Raw genomic sequence first — 18,168 nt, forward strand, 5'->3', positions numbered from 1 at the left:
CTTTATGATTTTGAAGGGAAATATCATGAAAAAGATATCTTATGAACGGATTTATAAATCCCAGGAATACCTGTCACCACTGGGTGAAATTCATCATCGCGCGCTGTTCGGCGGCTATACCCTGGCAGTGGATGATGCGGTTTTTGCCATGGTGTCAGAAGGTGAGCTCTACCTCCGTGCCTGTGAAGAAAGTGCGAAATACTGTGTGAAAAATGCCGCGTCTTTTTTGACCCTGATGAAGCGGGGCCGTCCGGTGCTTCTCAACTATTACCGGGTGGATGACGGGCTATGGCAGGACAGGGAGCGTCTGCTTCAGCTCTCCACTTTCGCACTTAATGCGGCAAGAAAAGAGCGTTACCAGCGGCATCAGCGCAATCGACTTAAGGACCTGCCAAACCTGACCTTTCAGCTGGAAGTGTTGCTCTTTGAAGCGGGCATTACCAACGAAGAAACGCTGCGGGCGCTTGGCGCAAGGGAGAGCTGGCTGAAGATGCGGGCGAAAAATAAAGCGCTGAGTATCAAAGTGCTATTCGCGCTGGAAGGGGCGATCGAGGGGCTGCATGAGGCGGCACTCCCGGCCGGCATTCGCCGGGAGTTGACGGAGTGGTTTAATGCGCTGCCTGAGCCACTGTAGAATCACTCCTCCAGGTAGCGATTTGCTGTTGCAGCCGGCAAATTTCTGGCAGCAGGGCGATGAGCAGGCCAATCTGCTGTAACACCAGAGGCGCTTTGCTGTCGTTTCCAGGCTCAAGATGCGCAATACGTTGGGTAAGTTCATCCAGCGCCTGTCTCACGCGCGGTTCATCGGCTGGCCGGTGATGCAGTGCATCATCGACATAACAGACCGCGTCATCCAGCAGATTGAGGATGCCCGGGTTGGTGAGTTTTTCGCGGTGGGCGCCCAGCGTGGAAATATAGCTGGTGAAGGTATGGTTCAGGCAGAGCAGCCGGAAAGCCGTCTCACGAATCTCGGCCGTGGCGCGAGGCTCCGTTGACATGTTAGAGACCACCGAGGCCAGTTCCGCATCGCTGTTGTGCGCATCGCGGCGCGCTATCCGGTAAGCCAGGCGGTTATCGCGGCCCTGATGATACTGCTCAAGGATAGCGTCCAGGTATCGGCAGTTGGCGTTCATAGCCCTGTCTAACACGCGCGGTAGATTACGGAAACGCCAGTCCGGCCAGATAAAGCTGACGGCGGCCCAGGCGATAGCGCAGCCAATCAGGGTATCGAGTACGCGGGGCAGGGCGACCTCGAACCCTTCACCCAGCAGGTTAAAGCAGAGCAGAACCAGCAGCGTGATGAACATTGTGGCATGGGCGTACTGCACGTTGCGAAACGCGAAGAACAACACGCCGGTGATCACGATCAGGATCAGCTGTCCTTCAATGGACGGCACGAAGTAGAGCACCGGAAGGCCAATGGCGACGCCGACCAGGGTGCCGATAATACGCAATGCCAGGCGGTGTCGGGTGGCGTTATAGTTCGGCTGACAGACAAACAGGCTGGTCAGCAGGATCCAGTAGCCGTGGTGCAAACCGGTTATCTGTATAAAAGCATACCCCACGCATAAGACCAGGGACATTCGCACCGCGTGACGAAACAGCGCCGACTCCGGCGTGAAGTTGCGGCTCAGCCTTAGCCACATATCGCTCACGCTGTGCACGCTGTCATCTGCAAGCTGGTTATCCACCTCGCTGCCCGGCAGTGCCATCGCCTGCTCGGACTCAATCGTCGCCAATTGAGCATCAATCGCCCGCAGGTTGTTGAGCAGAAAACCCAGCGCTTTGATCTGTTCCGGTGACGTTCCGCTGGCCTGCACGCGGTCGAGCGCCGCATCAAGATGGCTAAACACGCGTTCGAAGCGGGAGTCGTGCTGATAGGGCGTGCGCAAAAGAATGGAGCGCGCGAGCTGCTGGCATGCCTGTGACTGCATGGACAGCAGGCGCTGAAAGCGGAACATGACGTCGCTGTAGCGGAACTTCTCGCGCAGGGCGGCATACTGAACGTGTGAGGAGCTGGCGCGCTCATGAATATCCTGAGCGGCAAAATAGTAGTGCAAGGTTCTGCGCGTGCCGCGCTGGCCGCGATCCCCGCGCAGACGGGTAAGCAGCGAGGCTTTCGTCTGATTAAGGGTGGCGACCAGCTGGCCGTTTGCCAGCGCCAGATCGTAAAGCGGCGCCTGGCTTTCTTCCTCGATATCCGGGTCGAACAGCCGGGATTTCAGTTCCAGATAATGGGCTAACTGCTCATAGCTGCGGGCAAGGTTATCCTGCAGAGGACGAACCGGGAAGATTAGGTGGCCGGTTAACGTCAGCAGGTTATACCAGATGGCGCCCAACAGCAGCAGCACAGGCTGCTGATACCACTGGTCGTACAGGGAAACGCCCAACATGGTGTAGATGGCGATCAGCAGGGCCCCAAAGGCGATAGTGGCATAGCGCTGCCCCAGACCGCCCAGCAAAATAAACCCGCTGGTGGAGAGTGTAAGGCCCAGAGCAAACAGCCACGGCCAGGGGAAAAGTAACTCAACGGACGCGGAGGCGATAAAAAAACAGACGAGCGTAATGACCAGATTCCGCAAACGCCCGGCCAGGCGATCGTCCAGATCCGCCAGCGCTCCGGCCACCACCCCCAACGTGAGGGGGATGGTGAGCTTGACATCATTCAGCCACCACGGCAGGGCAGCCGTGCCGCAAAGCGCGATAAATATCCTGACGTTGTAGAGCCAGGCGCTGTTCCAGGTATAACGGCGAAGCAGTGGACTTAGCATAAACGCGGCCAGTCCTTATTTACTGAAAACGACGACGTGCGTTCGCTTCACGCGCCGCCTGGGCCACTTCGACCGGAACCACCCTGCGCCCGACGGGCCAAAGGGCGATGGCGGCGATCTTAAAGTTCGCGAGCCCGACCGGAATACCAATTATTGAGATGCACTGCGCAATACCGGCAAAAATATGCATGATGCACAGCCACCAGCCGAAGAAAATCAGCCACAGAATATTCAGCAAAGTTCCCCCCGTATTCATCAGGGCGCTCTTGCTTTCCGGGTTCAGCTCGTTAACGTGGATAGCTTCATTACCGTAGGGGATGAACGACAGTTTCGTGATTTCCCAGCAGGAACGGGTCAGGGGAAGGGTGAAGATCAGGACGATGCTCACCAGCGTGGCAAAAAGCCAGGAAAGGGTGGTGACAAAACCGCCCAGCACAAAATTCAACACATTCAGAACGGTACGCATAAACCCTCACTTCCTTTCGATAAAATTAACGCCCAATGATTGTAACGTTTTTTTAGGCTGGAGCACCTTAAAACTGGCAGTTAAACTGTCAGGTAAATTATCTCTTCGTGGATTTGGCGGGACATGGAACTGAAAGCAACTTCTTTAGGCAAACGCCTGGCGCAACACCCCTATGACAGAGTTGTTCTGCTCAACGCCGGGGTTAAAGTCTCCGGAGAACGCCACGAATACCTTATTCCGTTTAATCAGCTTCTGGCTATTCACTGCAAGCGCGGGCTGGTGTGGGGCGAGCTCGAGTTCGTTCTGCCTGACGACAAAGTCGTGCGCCTTCACGGTACCGAGTGGGCGGAAACCCAGCGTTTCCACCATCACCTGAACGCGCTCTGGCAGCAGTGGAGCCACGACATGAGCGTGATTGCCGCTCAGGTGCTGCAGCAGGTGCTGGACGATATCGCGCAAAGCAACGCGCAGCAAACGTGGCTGACGCGCCAGCAGACCGCCGATCTGCAGCAAAAGATTCGACAGGCACTTTCGGCGCTGCCGCTCTCCGTGACGCGTCTTGATGAGTTCGACAATTGTCGCGATGCCTGGCGTCAGTGCCAGGCCTGGCTGAACGATATGGATAAAAGCCGGCTGGCGCATAACCAGGCCTGGACGGACGCTATGCTCACTCAATACGCCGACTTTTTCAGTACGGTGGAGTCTTCACCGCTCAACCCTGCTCAGGCGCGCGCGGTGGTGAACGGCGAGCAGTCGCTGCTGGTGCTGGCGGGGGCCGGAAGCGGTAAAACGTCGGTGCTGGTGGCGCGTGCGGGCTGGCTTCTCACCACCGGGGAGGCCGTTGCCGATCAGATCCTGCTTCTGGCTTTTGGCCGTAAGGCGGCACAGGAGATGGACGAACGCATCCAGGAACGGCTGCACACCCGGGATATTACCGCCAGAACCTTCCATGCCCTCGCGCTACATATCATTCAGCAGGGCAGTAAAAAAGTGCCTGCCATCAGTAAACTGGAAAACGACGCGCAGGCGCGACAGGCGTTGTTTATTAAAACGTGGCGTCAGCAGTGCAGTGAGAAAAAGGCGCAGGCGAAAGGGTGGCGTCAATGGCTGGAAGAGGAACTCAACTGGGAGGTGCCGGAGGGCAGCTTCTGGCAGGATGAAAAACTGGCGCGTCGGCTCGGCTCGCGTCTTGACCGCTGGGTCAGCCTGATGCGGATGCACGGCGGCTCGCAGGCAGAGATGATTGAAAGCGCGCCGGAGGCGATCCGCGATCTGTTTTCAAAACGGGTCAAGCTGATGGCTCCGCTATTGAAAGCCTGGAAAACCGCGCTGAAAGAGGAAAATGCCGTTGATTTCTCCGGTCTTATCCATCAGGCGATCGTCATTCTGGAGAAGGGGCGCTTTGTCAGCCCGTGGAAGCATATTCTGGTGGATGAGTTCCAGGATATCTCACCCCAGCGTGCGGCACTGCTCTCGGCGCTGCGGGCGCAAAACAAACATACCTCGCTGTTCGCGGTGGGTGACGACTGGCAGGCCATCTACCGTTTCAGCGGGGCGCAACTCTCGCTGACGACCGCCTTCCACCACTATTTTGGCGAAGGCGACCGCAGCGATCTGGACACGACATACCGCTTCAATTCACGGATTGGTGAGATCGCCAACCGCTTTATCCAGCAGAATCCGCATCAGCTGGCCAAGCCGCTAAACAGCCTGCGGGCAGGGGATAAAAAAGCGGTCACCCTGCTGGCGGATGACCAGCTGGAGCCGCTGCTGGACAAGCTCAGCGGCTATGCGAAACCCGATGAACGTATCCTGGTGCTGGCGCGTTATCATCACCTTAAGCCTGCTGCGCTGGAAAAAGCCGCTACCCGCTGGCCGAAACTGCAGCTTGAATTTATGACCATTCACGCCAGCAAAGGGCAGCAGGCCGATTATGTGATTGTGGTGGGGCTGAAGGAGGGCAGCGACGGATTCCCGGCTCCGGCCCGCGAGTCGGTCATGGAAGAGGCCCTGCTGCCGGTGCCGGAAGACTTCCCGGATGCCGAAGAACGGCGTTTGCTGTACGTGGCCATCACCCGCGCGCGTCACCGCGTGTGGCTGCTGTTCAATAAAGAGGAGCCATCCGTGTTTGTCGATATATTGAAGAGTATTGACGTGCCGGTGGCGCGGAAGCCATAACGGCGTCAGGCAAGATTTCCAGGCCGGGTAGACGTAGCCGCCACCCGGCAAAAAAAGCTACTTCAGTCTCTCGGAAAGATAGCGCTGATAGTCCGGAATAAGGATCTCAACCGGCGAGTTAAACTGCGGTGATTCAATGATAAAATCCGCCGTTGACAGGTTCGTCGCCACCGGAATATTCCACACCGTTGCCAGACGCAGCAGCGCTTTGACATCCGGATCGTGTGGAACCGCATTCAGCGGATCCCAGAAGAAGATCAGCACATCAATTTTCCCTTCGGAAATCTGCGCCCCGACCTGCTGATCGCCGCCCATCGGGCCGCTCAGCATCGCATTCACCTCCAGACCCGTTTCGCGCTGGATCAGGTTACCGGTAGTGCCGGTCGCCGAGAGGGCATGCTTTTCCAGCAGCGGCTGATGGCGGCGAACCCAGTTAAGCAGCATTTGTTTACAGTGATCGTGCGCCACCAGCGCAATGTGTTTGCGTTCAGGCAGCGTGCGTGTTGTCAGTTCCATAATCATATCCATCAGGTTAACTGACTACACGATGACGGGAACCGTCTGACGCTGCAAGAGAAAGGCGTAAAAAATGTGGCTTAAGATGAAGGTTGTTGCTTTGCCCACTGTAAAAACCGGGCCCGCGTGTCGGGATCGGCCTGCTGGAACCAGAATTTAAGGCGCTGTTCCGTCAGGCTCTGGGACTGCGGCGGAATGACGTCCAGTTCCGAGACACCGGATAGCAGCGTACTGTCGTCCGCCATCATGGTGGCAAACTGCGGAAGGGAGGCGCGTTTGCCGGCTTTGTTATAGACCTGCATTGCGGCCTCGTAGTCCGGGCTTTTTGTGGCGCTGGTCAACGCCAGAATATCCAGCTTGACCGGGATCGGCATTGCATTCCCGTCCAGCAGCTCAACGCGCGGCGAGGCGTCGAAGGCCGCTGATTCCTTCTCTGTTTCAAGGCGAGGCAGGGTAATGTTCACCTGGCTGATTTGCCGGGTATTAAAGCTGACAATCAGCGGCGGAGAGATGTACATCCGCTGCTCATGGTTAGTCAGACCGATCGCTTTTTCGACCCGGAACACCAGCTGATGCGGCCCGTTATCTAACTCAATGCTGTCAGCCCCGCGCAATAACGAGCTGGAAACCTTTTTCCCGTCCAGAACCAGAAGATCAATGTCGCCAGAGAGCCGAAGCGTGGTGGCAAAAACGCAAACCGGCATCGCTAACGCAATCAGAGCAGTGGCAAAACCGGTTTTCATAGAAGGCTCCTGTCAGAGATACTGTCGCCGCATTAATGTATCTAAATCTTTCGATAATCACGTTTACTAACATATAGACATATTTTGCCGTTTTGCCCTCATACATCTGTATGGGATGGATGGTTGAGATGTGCGCTTTGGCGTACACTTTTAAAAAAGCCAGGAGAAAAACCATGAAAGAGAATGATATTGCCGAGATTCTGACATCCACGCGTACCATTGCGCTGGTGGGCGCGAGCGATAAACCCGACCGTCCCAGCTATCGGGTGATGAAATACCTTCTCGATCAGGGCTATCACGTCATCCCGGTGTCGCCAAAAGTGGCGGGGAAAACCTTATTGGGCCAGCAGGGTTATGCCACGCTCGCTGACGTGCCGGAAAAAATTGATATGGTCGATGTCTTCCGTAATTCCGAGGCTGCATGGGAAGTAGCGCAGGACGCGATTGCCGTCGGGGCGAAAACATTGTGGATGCAGCTGGGCGTGATTAACGAGCAGGCTGCCGTGCTGGCGCGGGATGCGGGGTTGAAGGTGGTTATGGATCGCTGTCCGGCGATCGATATCCCCCGTCTGGGGCTGGCGAAGTAATAAAAAAAAGCCCGTTCATCGGGCTTTTTTTACACGCTTAGTTCCGCAGGCGCGGAGCCTGTAACTGTTTGCGGATAGTCTGAGCAAGTTCATCCATCGTGGGTTGTTCCGGATGCTCTTCCTGCAGCTCGCTACTTAGCTGCGCTTCGGCAAGGTATGTATGTACGGGTTGTCCGTCGTCACCTTCCATCACCACATGGTACCAGGGTGCAGCGCGAAGCTCTGCGTTCACCGCCAGTTCGTCCGCTGACGGTTCATCAAGGGAATACTCCGGGTCGATATCCACGACCACACCCAAATACCCAAGCAAAGTGTGGCGGACCTGCTGGCCGATACCGAATTTGCTGGCAATCATAGTCACCTCCCGGGAAATACGACTTACACATTAAGTGCGGGCAATATTTCTCTTTTCAAGTTACATGACGCGACAGGCAAACCCTTTCAGATACAGTCCTTCCGGGTAGGTAGCAATCACGGGGTGATCGGCTGCCTGACGGAACTGCTCTATAAATTGTACATCACGACCAGCATCTATTGCGGCATCGGCGATGATTTTTTGGAATAAATCGGTGGTCATCAGCCCGGAGCAGGAGAAGGTGAGCAGCACCCCACCCGGGTTCAGCAGCTGGATGGCCAGCATGTTGATATCCTTATACCCACGGCAGGCGCCCATCAGCTGGCTTTTGTTTTCCACAAACTTTGGCGGATCCATCACGATGACGTCGAACTTCTCGCCCTGATCGCGATATTTACGCAGCAGCTTGAAGACGTCGTCGCGAACAAACTCGGCTTTGCTCAAGTCCAGTTTGTTCAGCTCGACGTTCTGTTTTGCCACGTCCAGCGCTTCCTGCGAGGTATCCACGCTGACCACCTGGGCACAACCGCCCATCAGCGCCGAAACGGCAAAACCGCCGGTGTAGGAGAAGCAGTTCAGCACGCGTTTGTCGGCAACGTACTGACGCGTAGCCAGGCGGCTGTCGCGCTGGTCAAGGTAGTAACCCGTTTTGTGCCCGCCCTGAATATCCACCAGCAGCTTCATACCGTGCTCTTCAATTGGCAGCAGGGCAGGCGGCAGCTCACCCGTGACCGGGCCCTGCGTCAGCTCCATACCCTCTTTTTTGCGCACCGCCACGTCGCTGCGGTCGTAAATAGCGCATTCCGGGAACAGGGTTTGCAGGGCGCTAATCAGCGCGGCACGCTGGTATTCCGCCCCTGCGCTGAGGAGCTGCAGCACCAGGAAGTTGCCGAAGCGATCGATGGTCACGCCCGGCAGGCCGTCGGACTCACCGGCAATCAGGCGATAGCTGTCCAGCCCGTCGCGCTTTGCCAGCCAGTCACGCCACTGCTGCGCCTGCTGCAGGCGGCGGACGAAGAAGTCGATGTCGATGGTTTCGTCTTTATCGAAGGTCCAGACGCGCGCGCGGATCTGGGAGGCTGGCGAGTAAGCGCCTCGCGCTAACCATTTCCCCTGATGGTCAACAATATCAATGGTTTCACCGAGGCTGGCTTTGCCTTCCATACGGGCAACCGCGCCGGAAAAGACCCAGGGATGACGGCGCAGTAATGACTTCTCGCGCCCTTTGGCTAACACTAAACGTACACTCATAATTTGCTGTTCTGTCGATTTCAGGGAAATGGCGCGTAGAGTAGCACATTCAGCCAGGCGCAATCATCTGCGGATGTCGTTGAGCGTTTCGGCAGATCGTGGAGGAGGTGAGAATGGCCGTGGCGCTGTCACAGTTACAGTCGACTCGCTTACCGATCGGTGAAATCGCATTACAATGTGGGTATCTTTCCAGCTCTCGTTTCACCGCCCGTTTCCGGCAGCACTATGGCTGTTTACCGAAAACGCTACGTTGAGGAGAAGAAAAATGTCAAAAGTCTGCACCATTGCCTGGGTCCACGGCGTTGTTCAGGGCGTCGGGTTCCGCTACAGCACCCAGCGCGAAGCGATGACGCTTGGGCTAACGGGATACGCGCGAAATATGGACGACGGCAGCGTTGAGGTGGTCGCCTGCGGCGACGCGGAGCAGGTTGAAAAACTGATGGCGTGGCTGAAAGCAGGCGGGCCGCGCAGCGCCCGGGTTGATAAGGTCTTAACGGAACCGCATCAACCCGGCAGGGAATATGTGAACTTCGGTATTCGGTATTAAATACACTTCACCGGTTTAGGAAGGCCGGCAATTTTGGTGGCCTGTTTTGCCGGGCCCTTCGGGAACAGGCGATACAGATAGCGGCTGTTGCCTTTTTCTTCGCCAAATTTGTTGGCCATCGCTTTAACCAGCATACGGATGGCCGGAGAGGTGTTGAACTCGAGATAAAACTCGCGCACAAAACGAACCACCTCCCAGTGTTCGGGGGAGAGGGCGATACCTTCGTTTTCGGCGATTTTCTCCGCCAGCGGTTCGCTCCATAGCGTGGTGTCTTTCAGATAGCCTTCGCTATCGGTCTCAATTTCCTGGCCTGCAAAAATGAACATAGTGCTCTGTCGATAAAGTAAAAACCGCCCCTAGTCTAGCAAATAAGGGGCGGCGTGAGAAACCTCGACCTACAGAAGAAGCTGGAGCAGATTGTTGGCATTAAGCTTTTTCAGCGCGTTGCATTTATACGTCGATACCTGTTTTTCGCTCATCTGCGTCATATGCGCGACATGCCGTACCGATTGTCCGTTCACCAGCCTGTCGAGCACGTTGAACTCCATGCCTGTCAGGCAACAATTCAGGGTGCGCATCCGGCGGGGCTCTCTGGCAAGCAGATACGCCGCATCCGCAACGGCAATCCGGTCATCAATGATATATAAGGTCAGCGTGGCAAACCGCTTTCGCAGATGGGTAGCCAGTGCCCAGCCTTTTTCATTGCACACCAGATACACCGTTCCTTCCCAGCGCCTGGCTTCCAGCTCCAGAAGAATGTCGACCAGCGCCAGATGCGTCCCCGCGACGGAAAAGCGGCAGCGAACAACGAGGGTGTCGCGGGCCAGCAGCGAACGGCACCACTTTACCGTACCGCTCTCAACCTGCGTCTGAGCGTTACGGCGCAGAAGGGCGTAGCGCAACCCTTCGGCATAAAAACGATTGTTGTCGAGGATGGCGTAACTCACAATGGCCTCTTTATAAGGTACTGGGCGTATAGATAACGCGTAGGGTGCCGGTGTAATCCCCGGCATTTTTGCTGCTGGCAGCAAACGCGGGCGTTTTCAGAATGATGGGGGCGGGGACACAAAGTACGCTCTCCCGTCCACCCGGCAGCACAACCTGACGCAGATATTGCGGGTCATTAGTGCCCTGCCAGATCAGCGTTTTGCCATTCGCCGCGGTTTCTGCTGCGCCCGTTACCGGGTTGATCACCGTAACCTGATAATCGAGCCGATCCCGTGCTTCGGTCTGGCTTCCACCGCGTCGTCTGACGGAAAACGCTCCCTCAGTACGGCCCGTGGCCGCTAAACCGTCATCCTCAAAGCGCAGATAGACGCGCGTGCTGGCGCTGTTTTTACCGTCATACAGGCACATATCCAGCGCGCTCTCGCCCTGGATTTCGCTGCCGCCGGGCCGCCCCGGAAAATTGGTCAGATTGAGGTTAACCAGCGGGGTTGAGTGGGGGAACGCCGGCAGATAAATCTGCTGGTTACCCGGATCGACCACCTCAATGCGTATCGTCGCCTGCCAGCGGGCTATGGTGAGGTAGCCCGGACATCCGACGTTGACATCGTTAAAGTTGCCCCCGCAGTCGGCGCTTCCCCATTCGCGCAGGTTCTGCTTCAGCGTTGCGGTCCAGATGCCCGGCTGGGCGAGCTTATCCAGTTCGCCTTTAACGATGTAAAAATCAAAATAGGGTTCCCGGTTCCAGGCCGAGAGATCGGCGGTACCGCCGCTGACAAAGCTGGCAAAGGTGAAAACTTTGTTGTTGATAAACATATGTTTTTCCCCATAGACCTTCACATCTGCTGTTTTATTTGTCGACGTGTGGGTAAAACGCAGCGTAATGGCGTAGGGGGCGGCCGGGTTCGCGGTAAACCAGACCGGCGCTGTCATACACGCTCCGTTCGTCGGGTCGGTGCGGGACTCGCAGGTCAGGGTGTTGCGTCCCCACTTTTGCGGGTCGATAGTGTCGTAACCGCTCGGTTCATGGACCCAGATATCAAAACGCGCAGGCGGCACCGCGCGATCGTAGCTAATCCCTACGCTGGAATTTCTTCCTGCAGGGACGCCCGCCAGCGTCTGACAGCTCCACAGCGTCAAAAAAAGTAAAATAAAGAGGTAGTTGTTCACATCATTTCCCTTTGGTGAGGTGCTCTGCATTCATGGCCGTTGGCCCCGTAGGCACGTTCCGCCCGGCGAGCATCAGTTGCGCCTGGTGCTGGACCGAATCCGGCAGGGCGGAGAAAGTGAGTTCCCGACACGGGATAGACCCGACATAACGCACCACGTCGCGCATGCTTTTCACGCTCAGTTCACACTGATAAAACTGCTGCTGACGCACCAGATAAAGGTTGCGCAGCAGGGCGTCGCTCTGGGCGCTGAAACCGCCATTGCCGAGATCGTTCCAGCCGTTCACGTTCAGCGGTACGCCGCCCACGAACGGCGAATGATGTTCGTCAGTGAGCTGGCCGAGCCAGGTGTAGCGGGTGGTGGTTTGCACGTCCCGGCGAAGCATTTTGCCCGGCACCATAAAGAGCGTCCGGCTCCCGGAACCCTGCGTGATTTCACTGCTTGCGCCTGATGAGACGTTCAGCGACTCATTAACCGTCAGCGTTGTTGGCTGATAACCCGGCACCGCAAAAAGGGCACGGCTGTTGGCCGGGATATCCGCGGTGCCGCCGTTATCCAGCGAGACGGCGACGCGTGAATACCGGGAATCCTCAGGCGTAGCCACGTTTACCGCAACGGCAGAAGCCGGGCGTCCATCGCCCCAGCGGCCAAGCCACAGCCCTGAGCGCGACAGGGCGAGGGTGGAGCTGTAGTTGCCGCTGCTGCTTAACGTATGGCGCCCATCCTGGCGGTCCCATGCGTCGCTCACCGTCAGGCTGGCGTTACCAAAACGTCCACCCTGGCGCGTATACGCCGAGGCATTGAGCGAATCGCTGTTAATCCCCGACGCGCTCAGCCCGTATTCATTCTCGCCGCGCGCGTCGGCATACCAGTTGTGCGCCACGTTGTAGCTCAGCTGGTTTTTCTGATGCTGCTGGTGCTGCCAGGTTGCACCAAGCGAGGTATAGCCTGACGCATCACCCTGACGCTTATGCGCCAGTGAGAGGCTAACGCTCAGATAGCCGCCTTTGTCTTTCCCGTCGCGAGAGTGGTCGTTGCGCATAAACAGGTTAATGCTGCTGTTGATGTTCAGACCGCGCGCGCTAAAGGTATTACTCAGCCCGCCCTGCCAGGCCTGCGTGCGGGAGCGGGTCATATACACCGGCTCCCACGGCAGGCCGGCATCGTGACGATCGTCATGGTCAGGCAGTTCCCGGCGCGTAACGTAGCGCCCTTCGTTGCGGTTATCCGAATACCCCAGGTTGGCGTACCACGAGCCGACAGGCACGGAGAACATGATCGAGAGGCTACGATAACAGCCGTTGACGGCGTCAAAACCTGCGCTGCGGGTATCACAATTTTCTGCGGATAACGCGTTGCGGTAGAAGCTCAGCGAAAACCCGTCGTTATAGCTGATTTGCTGAATATTGCCGCGTTGGCCCTTGCTGCCGTAGAGGTAGCTAAAGAGTGTGCTTAATACCCCGTCGATCGGGCCCGCGTTAAAGCCGCGGCTCCAGTCGAGGGCATTTTCCAGGAAGTGCTGCCTTTTCATGACGGTTGCGCCGCTGGTCAGCGCCAGCGTCGGGGTGACGGGCAGGCGTATACCCGCCTGTGTGACCGGGCTGCGTTCATCATTGCGATCGTTATTAGCCGTTTCCCCTGCCTGCATAAACCACTCGACGCGGTCGAATGGCGTAATGCCCGTACGGGTAAACGGAACCTGCTCGGTACGCGTCAGGCGGTTGTTTTCGTAAACTGACAGCGTCACGGTATAGCTTCCATCCGGAAACGCGCGGGTATCCAGAGTTTGTGCCCCGGCATTGAGGTAAAAGCTGGCCAGCAGCTCCTTGCCGCGGCGCGCGTCGATACGCGCATCGTGCGAAAGCAGCACCGTAATGGGCGTGCCCTTCGATTGCTGAACCGGGTTGATCCATGCCCGGGTCGAGCCCGCGCGCAGGCCACGAATTTTGCCCAGCGGCAGCTGGCTGAGGTTAATATTCCCCCCGGCGTTGCTGAACAGGTCGCGGGTATCCATCTCGCCTATCTGTAGATAATATTCACGCCATAAATCCTGGCGGAACCAGGCATTGTTAACGGTCATTTCCTGCTGCTGCTGATGACGCGAGCGTTGTCCCAGCCAGGTCCAGTCGAGGTTAAGATAGCCGTCCTGGGTCAGCGCCAGCGCCCCGTTGCCCTGAACGGTGGCAGACTGATAATCCCTGTCGGCAACGAAATTGATATTTTGCTGATGAATCAACGCGTTTTCGCTGTCCTGGGTGGGCTGATACCACTGGTTTTCCTCCGAGGGCTTTGGCAAAAAGCGCTTATCAAAAAACAGGTTTATGCGAGCATTGTTTTCGTCATAGATGATGGCCGCACGGCGGGTTTCGAGATAATCACACCCCGTCGCGGAGCCGTTGCTGCTGCAGGCCAGGTTGCCGTTACGGGCAAGCGGAACGGCCAACGCTGCGGAAACGGAGCCGATAAGGGCAGGATCGTCGTTAAACTGACGTTTGATGGCCGCGACCACGGTTTCAGGCGCGACAAAACTGACCGTTTCAAGATTGATATCGGTTTCGAAAAGGCCAAGCGACTCGCCGTATAAGCTCACCTCTGTCCACATGCGCTGCGTTTTCGCCAGGTCCTCGAATCCGGCCGGGACGGCCATCTCAGCGCAGGCGAGGTGGACAGATGCGGGTAATAAAGCAACAAAAAGGAGAGTATTTCTGTGAAACGCCATGAACGAGCCTCGACATCATCCTGACGTCAGAGGGCGGGCGCCCTCTGACGTTATTCCTTAGGTGCTATGGTGTTACGCACCGCCTTCCGTGGTGGTCGCCTGAGTCAGCATCAGGCTTACAACGCCGCTGTACTGGCCGGTTTTCAGAATGCCTTTGGTGGTCTGGGAAATGGTCAGAGGCAGAACCGCAGAACCGTTTTCAATGCTGCCCGGGAAAAGTTCGGTTCCGGTAAATTCGGCATCGGTGGTGGACAGGGTTTTATCACCCAGAAGAACCGTCATCGGTACAATCTGATCCCCATCCGTGTTGGTGAGCTTAGCTGCGCTAACGAGGCGTACTTTGACGTTACTGGTAGCGGAGTTGGACCATACCTTGGTGTTCAGGCGGTAGCTTTCCAGGCCCCGACCCGGCAGATACTGCATGTCGATGCTGGCTGGCAGCGGCGTGTTATCGGCCTGGGTCATATCCAGCTGTGAATCAACGCTGGCGTTGACGGTAATATCTTTCTGAATCGCCAGCGCGCTGGCAGATGTGGTCATCGCGGCAACGATCATCAGAGGTTTAATAAATTTACGCATTGATATCTCCATATTTTACAAATGAGCACCCTGGCTCTTTAAACAAACCACAAGGGTTTTTACAGTGACGTCGTGTTATTGCACGACGGGTAAGTCAGCTTCTTCAGCGGTTTTTTTCACCCAGTTGAAGTAGCGGAATTTGTATTTCTTGCCGTTTACCTGATTAAGCGTTTTTAATTTCCGCTCGGTATCCGGATAAATCGTGGCGTCTTCTTTAATCCATTTACAGACGTCGTCTGACTGACAAATACCGATCTCCCTGAGCGGCACGCGCAGGGTGCCGGCGTTGGTGACGGTCCCCCGTGCGGGATCGATATGCAGCGAAACGCGCTCCGTGGCAGGGGCCAGATGTACCAGCGCCCCCCAGATAACATTGACCCCAAGCTTTGCCGTCGCTGCCGTGCTTTCGGGCTGGCCGGGAATAATGCTGTCCGGCTGTTTCACCCCTTCAAAATAGACTCGCCAGGTGGTCTCTTTTTCCGGCGGCGTCAGTGAAACAAGGCGCACCACGCGCATTGCGCCTGCCGCCAGGGCAAATTTATCGGGCGTCACCACGACGCCGCCTTCTTTCCACGAAGCAACGTCAATCTCTTTTTCCTGGGCCGTTCCGGGGTTAAGAATTTTCTTTTGCCTCACCCGAATGAACTGAATATCATCCGTTTTCGATGCCACTTTTATTTGCGCTGCGCCGGCGCTATCCACGTTAAGTTCCATTGGATAGACGCTCATATTGGCCCTTGTCATTTCTGAGAAAAATGACAGCGACAGCGCGGCGACATAAAACGCGGTTCTCATATTCACTTTTTGTTTCTGTTTCACATTCAGCCTGCCTGCTCTGAGTTCTTGTGCGGTTTTTAACACCAGGACACCGTCTGCTTTCGTATCGCTTCAGGGCAGGGAAACTTTAACCAGAACAGCAGGTTGTGAAAATTTGTATTAGTTAACCGCTGATATACAGTGATTTATCCTGATTTGCTGGGCTTAAAGTTGTATAGTTAAAAGAAAATGCCGCTACCCAGGATGGGAAGAAAATTCCTGTTGATGAAAAAAGAACCAGCTCAGGAAGCGATTTTCTTGCCGATGTCACAGGGATAAAAAAGCCTGCGGTAATAGCTGAGAGTGAAATATGTTTTTTATATGCAATAATTCGTTGTTATTTGATCCTGAAGCACATGCAATTAGTCTTGTTGGTCAACCGGAGTCTGTATTAACGCTCTCGGCGCCAGCCGTTCGCCTTTTACAGGAGTTTATTCGTCATAAAGGGCACGATCTGAGTCGGGAGGAATTAATTACGCGCGTCTGGGAGGAGTATGGCTTTACGCCGTCTGGAAATAACCTCAACAAAGCGGTCAGTGAATTACGCAAAAGCTTCCAGTCTCTTGGGGAACATCATAATTTCATTGTGACGATACCCCGGTATGGATTCCGTTTTGTTGCCGATGTGATTTGCCAGCCTGCGCAAATTGTTCAACCCGCTGAAGCACAGCCGATCTCTTCCGTCGTGCCGCCAGAGGCAAAACGTCAGCGTATTTCCCTTAAATGGGGCGCCTCGGCAGCGGCATTGTTAGCATCAGCACTGGGGTTAGGCCTGCTGTTTAACCAGCAGCAGAAGATCGCTATACCGATGACGCCAAAGCCCGTCGCGCAGAAAATAGCGGGCTGTAGCATCTGGCTTATTAACGATCATGGCCGGCCGCTGGTGCTCTCGAAATTGGCGGGGCTGCTGGAGGCGAATAACGTGGCGTGCGCGCGCGAAGCGTACAATATCTACTATTTCAGCGCCCGCTTTAACCTTGCAGTTGCGGATGAAGTGTTCATTGGTGCATGCCCGGTCAATAAAACGAGCCTGTGCAAAACCATTCGCTATAAAAGCGGGGCAGAAAAATGAAAATGAGGCTTCTGTTTGCTGCGGGTGGGGCGCTTGCTGGCGGCGCGCTGGCGCTCTTTATTTATTCCGGGGGCATATATAAGCGTGATGCGCTGGCCTGCAGTACGGAATTTAACTTTACGCGTAACGAGGGAAAAGCGAATGAGGTCCGGGTCAATACCGTGGCCCAGTTCTATTTTCATCGTGACGGCACCGGCTTAACAACGTACAAAGGTGCAGCTATGGCTGAAGGCCGGGGCATGATCGTTGACAGGGATGTGGATTTTACCTGGTCGCGACGGGATGATGATAACGTTATCGTGTTGAGCTACACCAAAACCTGGCGTCGGCATAATGACAATACCCCGGACGAAAAGTGGGGAGGCTTTGCGAGGCCGACAGCCCGCTATTACCTGACGATCTCTGAGCTTGCGCCCGCCGTGTGGCTCATACAGGACCGGCTCTATCCCACCTATATTTGCCGCGGTGACTAGGGCATAAAAAAAAGGAGAATGCCTGAGGCATTCTCCTTTTTGTTTCAGCAGGTCTGCTTAATCGCGGCTGGCGAAGCCCAGGATGCTCAGCAGGCTGACGAAGATGTTGTACAGCGACACATAGAGGCTCACGGTCGCGCGGATGTAGTTGGTCTCACCGCCGTGAATGATGTTGCTGGTTTCATACAGGATCGCGCCGGATGACAGCAGGATAAACACCGCGCTAATCGCCAGGTGCAGGGCAGGCAGCTGCAGGAAGATATTTGCCACCATACCAATCAGCACCACCACGATACCCGCCATCAGCATACCGCCGAGGAAGGACATATCCTTGCGCGTGGTCAGCACGTAGGCCGAGCAGCAGAAGAACACCAGCGCGGTACCGCCCAGCGCCATGCCAATCACGTCACCCATACCGGCAGACAGGTACGCGTTCAGGATCGGCCCCAGGATATACCCCAGGAAGCCGGTGAAGGCGAACGCGGAAAGAATACCGACCGGTTTATCAGCGGTTTTGTAGGTCAGGAACATCAGACCGTACATCCCCACCAGCGTCAGGATCAGGCCCGGAGACGGCAGCATCAGCACGGTACTGGCGGTAGCGGTGATCGCTGAAAACGCCAGCGTCAGGCTGAGCATGAAATAGGTATTGCGCAGCACCTTGTGGGTGCTGAGTAGCGATGTGCGGTCGCGTGAGGAAGTAATTATACGATCCATGAGTCACTCTCTTATGACAGATGTAATTAACGGAAAGAATAGGAAACGGCGCGCCAGTCTCAAAGTGGTTTTACCCATCTTTACTCAGCACGTTAGCGCTGAAGGTGGTCATTTCTTCTGCAAAAGCATGTGTAACCAGTATGAACGGCGGTTTAAAAGTATTTACCAGATCAACCTCTTATAGGTTACTGAAAAATATTGCGTTATTGCCTTTCGGGCGCTAAGAGTTATCTCCGGATCGTCATAAAACAGACAATAAGGCG

General features: G+C 55.8%; 19 protein-coding genes and 1 pseudogene. 7 read left to right on the plus strand and 13 right to left on the minus strand.

Translation table 11 applies throughout. The features are described 5' to 3' along the window. Positions 1-25 precede the first annotated feature (25 nt). A complete protein-coding gene (locus OKF39_RS08935; protein WP_479983692.1) occupies positions 26-634 on the plus strand; it encodes a TfoX/Sxy family DNA transformation protein in 609 nt (202 codons plus the stop codon). Here the strand turns inward: OKF39_RS08935 and yccS are convergent. Then, a complete protein-coding gene (yccS, locus tag OKF39_RS08940; RefSeq protein ID WP_479983693.1) occupies positions 609-2,771 on the minus strand; it encodes a YccS family putative transporter in 2,163 nt (720 codons plus the stop codon). The two genes, OKF39_RS08935 and yccS, sit on opposite strands and share 26 nt — an antisense overlap. Positions 2,772-2,790: 19 nt before the next feature. Continuing rightward, positions 2,791-3,237, minus strand: a complete 447-nt coding sequence (locus OKF39_RS08945; RefSeq protein WP_479983694.1) for a YccF domain-containing protein — start codon at positions 3,235-3,237, stop codon at positions 2,791-2,793. A 123-nt stretch (positions 3,238-3,360) separates the two neighbouring features. Between OKF39_RS08945 and helD the strand changes: the two genes are divergently transcribed. After that, on the plus strand, positions 3,361-5,415 hold the full coding sequence (helD, locus tag OKF39_RS08950; protein WP_288765548.1) for a DNA helicase IV: 2,055 nt from the start codon (positions 3,361-3,363) through the stop codon (positions 5,413-5,415). Positions 5,416-5,472: 57 nt separating this feature from the next. Here helD and mgsA read toward each other — a convergent pair whose 3' ends face one another. Both mgsA and csgI read right to left on the minus strand, forming a co-directional pair. Then, positions 5,473-5,931 carry a methylglyoxal synthase gene (gene mgsA, locus OKF39_RS08955; protein WP_041912035.1) on the minus strand — a complete coding sequence of 153 codons (459 nt, stop codon included), beginning with the start codon at positions 5,929-5,931 and terminating at the stop codon, positions 5,473-5,475. 80 nt (positions 5,932-6,011) lie between these two features. After that, positions 6,012-6,674 (minus strand): curli synthesis inhibitor, encoded by a 663-nt coding sequence (csgI, locus tag OKF39_RS08960; RefSeq protein WP_479983695.1) that lies wholly within the window; start codon positions 6,672-6,674, stop codon positions 6,012-6,014. Between the two features lie 173 nt (positions 6,675-6,847). Here csgI and OKF39_RS08965 point away from each other — a divergent pair, with 173 nt between their 5' ends. Further along, entirely contained in the window at positions 6,848-7,261 is a 414-nt protein-coding gene (locus tag OKF39_RS08965) for a CoA-binding protein (RefSeq protein ID WP_028012609.1), read from the plus strand. 37 nt (positions 7,262-7,298) lie between these two features. Here the strand turns inward: OKF39_RS08965 and hspQ are convergent, their stop codons facing one another. Both hspQ and rlmI read right to left on the minus strand, forming a co-directional pair. Continuing rightward, positions 7,299-7,616 (minus strand): heat shock protein HspQ, encoded by a 318-nt coding sequence (gene hspQ / locus OKF39_RS08970; protein WP_008499919.1) that lies wholly within the window; start codon positions 7,614-7,616, stop codon positions 7,299-7,301. Positions 7,617-7,676: 60 nt separating this feature from the next. Then, complete coding sequence (rlmI, locus tag OKF39_RS08975; protein WP_032658151.1) at positions 7,677-8,867, minus strand: 23S rRNA (cytosine(1962)-C(5))-methyltransferase RlmI; 1,191 nt, start codon at positions 8,865-8,867, stop codon at positions 7,677-7,679. A gap of 22 nt (positions 8,868-8,889) precedes the next feature. Here rlmI and OKF39_RS08980 point away from each other — a divergent pair. Both OKF39_RS08980 and yccX read left to right on the plus strand, forming a co-directional pair. Further along, a pseudogene (locus OKF39_RS08980) lies at positions 8,890-9,121 on the plus strand (helix-turn-helix transcriptional regulator); the annotation flags it as partial. Between the two features lie 11 nt (positions 9,122-9,132). Next, positions 9,133-9,414 carry an acylphosphatase gene (yccX, locus tag OKF39_RS08985; RefSeq protein WP_028012610.1) on the plus strand — a complete coding sequence of 94 codons (282 nt, stop codon included), beginning with the start codon at positions 9,133-9,135 and terminating at the stop codon, positions 9,412-9,414. On the opposite strand, the gene tusE is transcribed toward yccX, so the two are convergent. From tusE to OKF39_RS09015, 6 genes are all read right to left on the minus strand, one after another. After that, complete coding sequence (tusE, locus tag OKF39_RS08990) at positions 9,411-9,740, minus strand: sulfurtransferase TusE (RefSeq protein WP_028012611.1); 330 nt, start codon at positions 9,738-9,740, stop codon at positions 9,411-9,413. The genes yccX and tusE overlap by 4 nt on opposite strands. A 69-nt stretch (positions 9,741-9,809) precedes the next feature. After that, positions 9,810-10,361 (minus strand): LuxR C-terminal-related transcriptional regulator, encoded by a 552-nt coding sequence (locus OKF39_RS08995; RefSeq protein ID WP_063154542.1) that lies wholly within the window; start codon positions 10,359-10,361, stop codon positions 9,810-9,812. Positions 10,362-10,371: 10 nt separating this feature from the next. Beyond that, a complete protein-coding gene (locus tag OKF39_RS09000) occupies positions 10,372-11,529 on the minus strand; it encodes a CfaE/CblD family pilus tip adhesin (protein WP_063154540.1) in 1,158 nt (385 codons plus the stop codon). A 1-nt stretch (position 11,530) separates the two neighbouring features. Continuing rightward, complete coding sequence (locus tag OKF39_RS09005; RefSeq protein WP_479983696.1) at positions 11,531-14,248, minus strand: TcfC E-set like domain-containing protein; 2,718 nt, start codon at positions 14,246-14,248, stop codon at positions 11,531-11,533. 72 nt (positions 14,249-14,320) lie between these two features. Further along, positions 14,321-14,827: a CS1 type fimbrial major subunit gene (locus tag OKF39_RS09010; protein ID WP_028012615.1), complete on the minus strand. Its 507-nt coding sequence runs from the start codon at positions 14,825-14,827 to the stop codon at positions 14,321-14,323. A gap of 75 nt (positions 14,828-14,902) precedes the next feature. Then, entirely contained in the window at positions 14,903-15,646 is a 744-nt protein-coding gene (locus OKF39_RS09015) for a fimbria/pilus periplasmic chaperone (RefSeq protein ID WP_458817684.1), read from the minus strand. Between the two features lie 307 nt (positions 15,647-15,953). Here OKF39_RS09015 and OKF39_RS09020 point away from each other — a divergent pair, with 307 nt between their 5' ends. Together OKF39_RS09020 and OKF39_RS09025 are read left to right on the plus strand one after the other, a co-directional pair. Further along, complete coding sequence (locus tag OKF39_RS09020; protein ID WP_193359495.1) at positions 15,954-16,715, plus strand: winged helix-turn-helix domain-containing protein; 762 nt, start codon at positions 15,954-15,956, stop codon at positions 16,713-16,715. Next, positions 16,712-17,188, plus strand: a complete 477-nt coding sequence (locus OKF39_RS09025; RefSeq protein ID WP_047368236.1) for a hypothetical protein — start codon at positions 16,712-16,714, stop codon at positions 17,186-17,188. Before OKF39_RS09020 ends, OKF39_RS09025 begins: the two co-directional genes overlap by 4 nt. A gap of 57 nt (positions 17,189-17,245) precedes the next feature. Here OKF39_RS09025 and yccA read toward each other — a convergent pair whose 3' ends face one another. Beyond that, positions 17,246-17,905 (minus strand): FtsH protease modulator YccA, encoded by a 660-nt coding sequence (gene yccA / locus OKF39_RS09030; RefSeq protein ID WP_013097244.1) that lies wholly within the window; start codon positions 17,903-17,905, stop codon positions 17,246-17,248. Positions 17,906-18,168 lie beyond the last annotated feature (263 nt).

Source organism: Enterobacter cloacae complex sp. HYC042_NIDB (assembly GCF_056673315.1).

Excerpts from the sequence above, each read along its gene's own strand:
- OKF39_RS08935 (WP_479983692.1), top strand. The coding sequence starts at position 26 with ATGAAAAAGATATCTTATGAACGGATTTATAAATCCCAGGAATACCTG.
- yccS (WP_479983693.1), bottom strand. The coding sequence starts at position 2,771 with ATGCTAAGTCCACTGCTTCGCCGTTATACCTGGAACAGCGCCTGGCTC.
- OKF39_RS08945 (WP_479983694.1), bottom strand. The coding sequence starts at position 3,237 with ATGCGTACCGTTCTGAATGTGTTGAATTTTGTGCTGGGCGGTTTTGTC.
- helD (WP_288765548.1), top strand. The coding sequence starts at position 3,361 with ATGGAACTGAAAGCAACTTCTTTAGGCAAACGCCTGGCGCAACACCCC.
- mgsA (WP_041912035.1), bottom strand. The coding sequence starts at position 5,931 with ATGGAACTGACAACACGCACGCTGCCTGAACGCAAACACATTGCGCTG.
- csgI (WP_479983695.1), bottom strand. The coding sequence starts at position 6,674 with ATGAAAACCGGTTTTGCCACTGCTCTGATTGCGTTAGCGATGCCGGTT.
- OKF39_RS08965 (WP_028012609.1), top strand. The coding sequence starts at position 6,848 with ATGAAAGAGAATGATATTGCCGAGATTCTGACATCCACGCGTACCATT.
- hspQ (WP_008499919.1), bottom strand. The coding sequence starts at position 7,616 with ATGATTGCCAGCAAATTCGGTATCGGCCAGCAGGTCCGCCACACTTTG.
- rlmI (WP_032658151.1), bottom strand. The coding sequence starts at position 8,867 with ATGAGTGTACGTTTAGTGTTAGCCAAAGGGCGCGAGAAGTCATTACTG.
- yccX (WP_028012610.1), top strand. The coding sequence starts at position 9,133 with ATGTCAAAAGTCTGCACCATTGCCTGGGTCCACGGCGTTGTTCAGGGC.
- tusE (WP_028012611.1), bottom strand. The coding sequence starts at position 9,740 with ATGTTCATTTTTGCAGGCCAGGAAATTGAGACCGATAGCGAAGGCTAT.
- OKF39_RS09005 (WP_479983696.1), bottom strand. The coding sequence starts at position 14,248 with ATGGCGTTTCACAGAAATACTCTCCTTTTTGTTGCTTTATTACCCGCA.
- OKF39_RS09010 (WP_028012615.1), bottom strand. The coding sequence starts at position 14,827 with ATGCGTAAATTTATTAAACCTCTGATGATCGTTGCCGCGATGACCACA.
- OKF39_RS09020 (WP_193359495.1), top strand. The coding sequence starts at position 15,954 with ATGTTTTTTATATGCAATAATTCGTTGTTATTTGATCCTGAAGCACAT.
- OKF39_RS09025 (WP_047368236.1), top strand. The coding sequence starts at position 16,712 with ATGAAAATGAGGCTTCTGTTTGCTGCGGGTGGGGCGCTTGCTGGCGGC.
- yccA (WP_013097244.1), bottom strand. The coding sequence starts at position 17,905 with ATGGATCGTATAATTACTTCCTCACGCGACCGCACATCGCTACTCAGC.